The sequence below is a fragment of the Mycobacterium sp. genome (assembly GCF_049585075.1).
Taxonomy (GTDB): domain Bacteria; phylum Actinomycetota; class Actinomycetes; order Mycobacteriales; family Mycobacteriaceae; genus Mycobacterium.
Map to the genome: position 1 here is coordinate 1 of NZ_JBAUZA010000301.1, position 7,826 is coordinate 7,826.

General features: G+C 63.9%; 8 protein-coding genes and 1 pseudogene. 5 read left to right on the forward strand and 4 right to left on the reverse strand.

Annotation, left to right across the window (positions count from 1 at the left end; genetic code table 11):
• The 4 genes and pseudogenes from WB785_RS14545 to dnaA all read right to left on the reverse strand — a co-directional run.
• A pseudogene (locus tag WB785_RS14545) lies at positions 1–196 on the reverse strand (hypothetical protein); the annotation flags it as partial.
• Positions 189–1,337 (reverse strand): DNA replication/repair protein RecF, encoded by a 1,149-nt coding sequence (gene recF / locus WB785_RS14550; RefSeq protein WP_424080037.1) that lies wholly within the window; start codon positions 1,335–1,337, stop codon positions 189–191. The gene recF and the pseudogene WB785_RS14545, both read right to left, overlap by 8 nt.
• A gap of 7 nt (positions 1,338–1,344) precedes the next feature.
• The gene (gene dnaN, locus WB785_RS14555) at positions 1,345–2,544 is read right to left on the reverse strand and encodes a DNA polymerase III subunit beta (RefSeq protein WP_424080038.1); all 1,200 of its coding nucleotides are present in this window, start codon (positions 2,542–2,544) and stop codon (positions 1,345–1,347) included.
• Between the two features lie 538 nt (positions 2,545–3,082).
• Complete coding sequence (dnaA, locus tag WB785_RS14560; protein WP_424080042.1) at positions 3,083–4,576, reverse strand: chromosomal replication initiator protein DnaA; 1,494 nt, start codon at positions 4,574–4,576, stop codon at positions 3,083–3,085.
• A 583-nt stretch (positions 4,577–5,159) separates the two neighbouring features.
• On the opposite strand from dnaA, the gene rpmH reads away from it, so the two are divergent.
• The 5 genes from rpmH (at position 5,160) to WB785_RS14585 (ending at position 7,797) form a co-directional block, all read left to right on the forward strand.
• Complete coding sequence (gene rpmH, locus WB785_RS14565; RefSeq protein WP_081968348.1) at positions 5,160–5,303, forward strand: 50S ribosomal protein L34; 144 nt, start codon at positions 5,160–5,162, stop codon at positions 5,301–5,303.
• A gap of 22 nt (positions 5,304–5,325) precedes the next feature.
• Positions 5,326–5,679 (forward strand): ribonuclease P protein component, encoded by a 354-nt coding sequence (rnpA, locus tag WB785_RS14570; protein WP_424080039.1) that lies wholly within the window; start codon positions 5,326–5,328, stop codon positions 5,677–5,679.
• A gap of 44 nt (positions 5,680–5,723) precedes the next feature.
• Entirely contained in the window at positions 5,724–6,017 is a 294-nt protein-coding gene (yidD, locus tag WB785_RS14575) for a membrane protein insertion efficiency factor YidD (protein ID WP_424080043.1), read from the forward strand.
• Positions 6,007–7,086: a membrane protein insertase YidC gene (yidC, locus tag WB785_RS14580; protein ID WP_424080040.1), complete on the forward strand. Its 1,080-nt coding sequence runs from the start codon at positions 6,007–6,009 to the stop codon at positions 7,084–7,086. The genes yidD and yidC overlap by 11 nt, the downstream gene beginning before the upstream one ends.
• Positions 7,087–7,209: 123 nt before the next feature.
• Positions 7,210–7,797, forward strand: a complete 588-nt coding sequence (locus WB785_RS14585; protein ID WP_424080041.1) for a protein jag — start codon at positions 7,210–7,212, stop codon at positions 7,795–7,797.
• Positions 7,798–7,826: the final 29 nt, after the last annotated feature.

Below are 7,826 nucleotides of genomic sequence, written 5' to 3' on the forward strand. Positions count from 1 at the left end.
GACCAGACCAGCGGCGCCGGCTTCCGGTCCCGGCGACCCGGCGGGTCGGTGGCAGCCGTCGCCCGCGCCCGACGTCTTTGCCTTGGGTGCGGGCTGCGCCGCGAGCCTCTTCCAGAGCCCGCCTCACCAGGTCCATTCCGGGTAACCCACTCAACCGCTCCGGCGGGCCTGCTGCGTCGTCGGTGGAGTCACTCATCCCGCACCGCCGAGACCGGTCCGTTGTCGCCGTCATGCAGCGCGATGTTCACTCGCTTGGCGTCCCAATCGCGAGGAACATCATCGAGGACCGCGGCCGTCACAAGGACCTGCTCCGCCGAAGCCGCGGCCGCGGCCAGCGCTTCTCGGCGGGACGCGTCGAGTTCGGCGAACACATCATCGAGCAGTAAGACCGGCTCGCCGCCGTCTGCGCGCAGCAGCTCGTAGGCCGCCAACCGCAGCGCCAATGCCATCGACCACGATTCACCATGGCTGGCAAAGCCTTTCGCGAGTTGCTCGCCCAGGCGTAGTTCAAGGTCGTCGCGGTGCGGGCCAACCAGGCACACGCCGCGCTCCAATTCGGCGGCTCGGCGCTCTGCCATCTGCGCCAGCAGCGCCGCCCGTAATTCTTCGGTGTCCGGGTGATCGGGCTGCACGTCGACGCTGGCGCGATAACCGATTGCCGCCGGCCGCGATGCTGGTGCCAACCGTTGATAGCTCTTCTGTACTTCGGGCGCCAACTCGTTCACCAACTCGATCCGGGCGGCCATCAATTCCGCGCCGTGCGCAGCCAAATGGCCGTCCCAGACATCAAGGGTGTCAAGGGCGCCGCGGTCACCGCGAAACCGCGCACCGGCCGCGGACTTCAGCAATGCGGTGCGCTGGCGCAGAACTTTGTCATAGTCGGCCCGCACGGCCGCCACCCGCGGTCGGCGCACGGCCGCCAGGTCATCGAGGTAGCGCCGTCGATCCGCCGGATCTCCGCGGACCAACGCCAGGTCTTCCGGAGCGAACAACACCGCCCGGAGTACCCCGATCACCTCGCGGGCGCTACGCACCGGCGATCGATTCAACCGGGCTTTGTTAGCCCGCCCGGACGCGATCTCCAAATCCACAGCACACTCGCGGCCGTCATTCACCACGATCGTCGACACCACTGCCCGCGATGCGCCGGCCCGCACCAGCGGCGCGTCCGTGGCGACCCGATGGGAGCCCAGGGTAGCCGAGTACCACAGTGCTTCAACAAGATTGGTCTTACCGTAACCGTTGGGCCCGACGAACACCGTCCGACCCGGCGTCAAGTCAAGCTCGGCCTGTTCCCACGACCGGAAATCCCGTAAGCCCAGATGGCGAACGAACACCTAACCGCTAACCAGGAAGGCGGACCGGCATCAACAGGTAGACGTAGTCGGTCGAAACCGCGGGGAACGGTCCGCTGTCGCCTGTCTGTGGATCGTCGTCGCCGGCCGGCCGCAGCACCGCCGGGCGACTAGGGGTAGTGAAGCCGAATGACACCCGCTCAGAATGCAACGACCCGAGTCCGTCGGTCAGATATGTCGGGTTGAAGGCGATTGTGAGTGGCTCTCCGGCGAAATCGACCGCCACATCCTCCTCGGCCCGGCCGACATCGTCGGCACCAGCCGACAGGCGCAACACATCGCCGGAGAACTCCATCCGAACCTGCGCACCACGATCAGCGACCAGTGCGACACGTTTGATCGCCTCGGTCAACTCAGCCACCCCGATGCTGGCCACCGCGGTGTGTTCGGTTGGCAACAGCTGTCGAAACTTCGGGAACTCGGCATCCAGCAACCGAGTGGTGCTGCGTTTGCCGTTCCCGCTGATACCCAGCAATCCGTCCTTGCCCACCGCGGATCCCGATCCCAATGACAAGTGCACCTCGGCGCCGTCGGTACCGGTCTTAGCCGCCTCAGCCAACGTCTTCGCCGGCACCAACACCGCCGCTTCCACATCGGGGCCGGCCGCCGACCACGTCAGCTCCCGCACCGCCAGCCGGAACCGATCGGTAGCGGCCATCACTACCGACTGACCAGAAATCTCGACTCGAATCCCCGTCAGCATCGGCAACGTGTCGTCGCGGCCGGCCGCAACGGCCACCTGACTGATCGCTTCGGCGAACAGCTCTGCCGACAAAGCCCCGGTCTCCTCAGGCAATGCCGGCAGCGTCGGGTAATCCTCGACGGCCATCGTCGGCAACGAAAACCTCGCGCTCCCGCAGGTCAGGGAAACCCTGGTGCCTTCCACCTGGACGTCCACGGGCTTGTCGGGCAACGCACGGGTGATATCGGACAACAGCCGGCCCGACACCAAAACTGTTCCCGGAGAAGCTATTTCAGCTGCCAGCCGTACTTCGGCGGAAACTTCATAGTCGAATCCAGAAATCGTCAACCCGTCGTCCGAGCCGGTCAACAGCACCCCAGCGAGCACCGGCACCGTAGGCCTGTTGGGCAGCGTCCGAGCCACCCACGCCACCGCATCAGCGAAGTCTTCGCGCACCAAGCGAAACTTCAAGTCGGTCACACCGACTGTGGTCGTCGCCACGTCCATTGCGTCCCTTCAGTCACCCCAAGCACCCCCGAACAACACTGCCAACTCCAGCGGCTCCACCCCCGGTGGAGTGCGATTTCTCCGCTGATCTACGCCAGTGCCCGTAACCAGATTCGACGACCCGAACGGCAGTCGAACCACCACCGTAGAGCTTCGAGCGCCATCTTGAAAGCTAATCGGAATCAATGACACTCGGGGTTGTCTTGCGCTGACGCGAGGATGTGGAACAGCCCGTCCCCAACCGTCTTTTCCAAGAAGAAACTACGGAGATATCTCAGTAACAGTATTAGGGACTGTGCATGTTGGGGACAGCTCAATGTCTGCGCTGCTGGGCCGTGCCGGCCGGGTTGTGGATGACGGCATCGTGGTTGTGGGGTTTGTGTGTAGTGGTTGGGGATGGGCCGCGGCTGTGCACCCGGCGGGGATGTCCGGGCTCGAGCGTAAGCAGGTTGCGCACAGGCGTATGCACAGCCGGAGCTGTGACACATGGGGTAGCCGTGCCCAAAGTTTTTTGGATGAAACGGCTTACGGCCGGCGCTTAACGCTTGGACCGCTGCCGAATCCGGGTGGTGAGTTCCTTGACGTGATCGAAGACTTCGCGTCGCTCGGCCATTTCGGAGAGGATTTTGCGCTGGGCGTACATGACGGTGGTGTGGTCGCGGCCGAATGCTTGGCCGATCTTCGGCAGCGACAGGTCGGTAAGTTCGCGGCACAGGTACATCGCGATCTGGCGGGACTGGGCCAGCGCCCGGGTCTTACCGGGGCCGCGTAGTTCTTCGACAGTGGTATCGAAGTATTCAGCGGTGGCGGCCATGATGGTCGCCGCGCTGATCTGCATGGTGCTTGCGTCGGCAATGAGATCACGAAGCACGATCTCCGCCAGGGCCTTATCGATCGGGGTCTTGTTCAACGACGCGAACGCGGTCACCCGAATGAGCGCACCCTCGAGCTCACGAATGTTGCGTTCGATGCTGCTGGCGATCAGTTCGAGCACATCATCGGGAACCGCGAGCCGTTCCATCTGTGCTTTCTTACGCAGAATCGCGATGCGGGTTTCCAGCTCCGGTGGCTGCACATCGGTGATCAATCCCCACTCGAACCGGGTCCGCAGCCGGTCTTCCAAGGTGGCGAGTTGCTTGGGTGGCCGGTCGGAGGAGATGACGATCTGTTTGTTGGCGTTGTGCAGCGTATTGAAAGTGTGGAAGAACTCTTCTTGGATGCCTTCTTTACCTTCGATGAACTGAATGTCATCGACGAGCAGCACGTCGACATCGCGGTAACTGCGTTTGAAGGCGACTTTGCGGTCGTCGCGCAGCGAGTTGATGAAGTCGTTGGTGAATTCTTCGGTAGAGACATATTTGACCCGCATACCCGGAAATAGGCGTTGGGCGTAGTTGCCGGCGGCATGCAGGAGGTGCGTTTTACCAAGGCCGGACTCGCCCCAGATGAACAGTGGGTTGTAAGCCCGGGCGGGAGCTTCTGCGATCGCAAGCGCGGCAGCGTGGGCGAACCGGTTCGAGGCGCCGATCACGAAGGTGTCAAAGGTGTAGCGCCGGTTCAGGCTGGTGCCGCCGGCCGCGTCGGGATCGGCGTTGTGCGGCCGCTCGGTGAAGTAAGTGGGCCAGTTTTGGTGTGCACTCGCCAAAGCTTCGCGGTCTTCGTCGACTTCGTCGGCCCACTCGTCGGGAATGAGGCCGGCAGTCTCATCGGATTCTTCGCCGGCCAGCGCGGCGATGCGGACGCCGAGTTCGATTTGTTGGCCGAGCCGGCGGCTCAGCGCCTCGGTGATCTGCGTGCGCAGATGACGTTCGATCTCGTTTTGCACGAAGCTGCTGGGTACCGAGAGCAGAGCAAACCCCTCGACGATTTGCAGCGGTTGCACGAGGTTCAGCCAAGCGCGTTGCTGCGGTGTCAGTGCAGCGACGTACGGTTCGCCGTTGGGCTCGGCCGCGTCGGGGGAAATCTCGCCGTTGAGTTCGGAGACGACCGCACTCCAGACTGTGGAGAAGCTTGATCCGGGGTCCTCGGTCAACGACGGCTCCCCCTGGCTTGACGTCGACGTATCGGCACTAGTTGCGACCACGAACTGTCCACATGGTTATCCACAAGTGTGGACAGGACAGCCGCCGTCGCGCCGCAAATAGCCGCCGACGGCACGCGAGATCGGTGCTCGAGATAGCCAGCGTGGGTCATCTGGCCAAGAAGCCGATCCGCCATCCTCGCTTCGTTGTCGGGCGCCGTTCCGGGTCGGTACGGCTTGGAACTACACCGGTCCGAAGCTAACAGTTTTCGTCGTCCACGCCAACCGTTCCGCAACATTGGCAGGAGCTTTCATACAATTGTTCGCGGGCCGCGGTGGCGGGTGTGACGTTAGTTAAATTTCGCGGTCAGGTTGGCCGCCAAGATGGCCAGGTTTGACCCGGCGAACGCGCGTCAGTACCCTCGTCTAGTCGCCCGAAAGTCGGCGATACGGCTGCGATCCGCACGATATGCGCGGTGCCCGCGCCGGCTACCAGCGAGACACAGAGCCTGCCGAGGCTTCGTGAGGGCAATCGTGTTCCACCGGTGTGGTCACCGGGCCGGATCACGATGCCAGATGCAACGAGGAGAGAGTCGTGGCAAAGGGCAAGCGGACGTTCCAGCCGAACAACCGGCGGCGAGCCCGCGTACACGGCTTCCGGCTGCGCATGCGCACCCGGGCGGGGCGTGCGATCGTGTCAAGCCGGCGCCGCAAGGGCCGCCGCTCGCTGACTGCCTGATTCGAATTCCGGTGTAACAGCGGTGCTTTCCGGGCGGAACCGTATGACGCGGTCGACCGATTTCGATGCCACGGTGAAGCACGGAACTCGTGCCGTGCAGCCAGACCTCGTGATCTATGCCCGACCGGGAAACACGGCAGCTGAGCCGCCGAAGGTCGGACTGATCGTGGCGCGTTCGGTGGGCTCGGCGGTGCAGCGGCACCAATTGGCCCGGCGGTTACGCCACGTCGCTCGCCGGGTAGTCGAAGGGCTACAGCTGTCTGAGCACGTCGTGATCCGCGCACTGCCGAGCAGCCGTAACCTCGGTTCCGCCCGGCTAGAAGAAGAACTACGCGCCGGCTTACGCCGCATCGAGGCGACGGGAGCGCGCCGGTGAATGACATAACGTCAAGGGTGCGGCACCTGCTGCGCGGCGCCGAAATGGCGGTGGTGCGCGGGTTGATTTTCGCGATCCAGCTGTACCGCCACATGGTGTCGCCCCTGCGGCTGCCGACGTGCCGGTTCACCCCAACCTGTAGCCAGTACGCCGTAGACGCGCTGACCGAGTATGGGTTGGTGCGGGGGACTGGGCTGGCAGCCATCCGGCTGGCCAAGTGCGGCCCGTGGCATCGGGGAGGATGGGATCCGATTCCGGAGCGCCAGGGCAAACGGGCCGATATAGGACAGGCCTGGGATAACCCAGCGACGCTAGAGAAGAGTGATTATGTCGTTTGATCCGTTCAGCCTGGACTACTTCTATTACCCGGTCTCGGCGATCATGTGGGTCTGGTACAAGGCGTTCGCCTTCCTGCTGGGACCCACGAGCTTTTTCGCCTGGACGCTCTCGGTGATGTTCCTGGTGTTCACGCTGCGGGCACTTTTGTACCACCCGTTCGTCCGCCAGATCCGCACCACCCGCCAGATGCAGGAGTTGCAACCGCAGATCAAGGCGCTGCAAAAGAAGTACGGCAAGGACCGTCAACGGATGGCGCTGGAAATGCAGAAGCTGCAGCGCGAACACGGATTCAACCCCATCCTGGGCTGCTTGCCGATGCTGGCCCAGCTCCCGGTGTTTCTCGGGCTCTACCACGTACTGCGGTGCTTCAACCGGACGTCCACCGGTATCGGACAGTTGGGGCTTTCGCCCGAACACAACCGCGCGCTTGGCAACTATGTCTTCACCGCCGCGGATGTCGGACATTTCTTGGACGCCAACCTATTTGGCGCACCGCTGGGCGCCACGATGACACAGCGGGGAGCCAGCCTCGCTGCCTTCGCCGAGTTCAGCCGGCCGGCCGTGATCGCCGTCGGCGCACCGGTGATGATCCTGGCGGGCATCGCAACCTACTTCAACAGCCGAGCGTCGGTGGCGAGGCAGAGCGCCGAGGCGGCGGCCAACCCGCAGACCGCGATGATGAACAAGCTGGCGCTGTATGTGTTTCCGCTCGGCGTTGTGGTCGGTGGACCGTTCTTGCCATTGGCGATCATCTTCTACTGGTTCTCCAACAACATCTGGACCTTCTGCCAGCAGCACGTCGTCTTCGGGATGATCGAAAAAGAGGATGACGCGAAGAAGCGCGAAGCGCTGGAACGCCGGGCCGCCAACGCGCCGGTGCCGGGCGCCAAGCCGAAGCGACCGCCGAAGAATGCACCAGGAGGCGGCAACGGATCGGCGGCCCCTGCCGACGGATCCGACGGCGACAGGTCGGCGACGGAACCGTCGACCGATGCGACGGTGGGCAACAGCATCACGCCCGGCCGTACGCCACGGCCGGGAGCGAAGCCGAAAAAGCGCAAACGCTGAACGGGCCGAACCGATGCGACGGCCCGGGGCCGGACACGGCGAATAGGCCCGGTGTCGCAACGGACGTCGGTTCGCAGACTTAGCCGGGCGAGGGCCTGGGCGACGGGAAGGAAACAAGAAGGCATGACGGACGCGGACACAACGGGATACGACACAGACGAAGCGCCGGCGGAAGAGGCGCTGGAAGAGATGCGGGCAGACGCTCCAGACGACGCCGCGACGAGCGATACCGACACCGACGGCGACAGTGAGGAGCGGTTGGTGGCCGAGGGAGAGATCGCCGGCGACTACTTGGAAGAGCTGCTGGACCTACTGGACTTCGACGGCGACATCGACTTGGACGTCGAGGGGAGCCGCGCGATAGTAAGCATCGACGGCAGCGACGATCTGAATAAGTTGGTGGGGCGCAAGGGCGAGGTGCTCGACGCTCTGCAGGAATTGACCCGGTTGGCGGTGCATCAGAAGACCGGGGTGCGCAGCCGGCTGATGCTCGACATCGCGAGCTGGCGGCGGCGCCGCCGCGAAGAGTTGGCGGCGTTGGGCGACAAGGTGGCCAGGAAGGTACTTGAAAGTGGCGAGCGCGAAGAACTCGCTCCGATGACGCCCTTCGAGCGCAAGATCGTTCACGACGCGGTAGCGGCGGTCGACGGAGTCCGTAGCGAGAGCGAGGGCGTGGAACCGTCGCGCCGAGTCGTCGTCCTAGTCGACTGACACCACGCCAGACTTACACGGATGTAGTT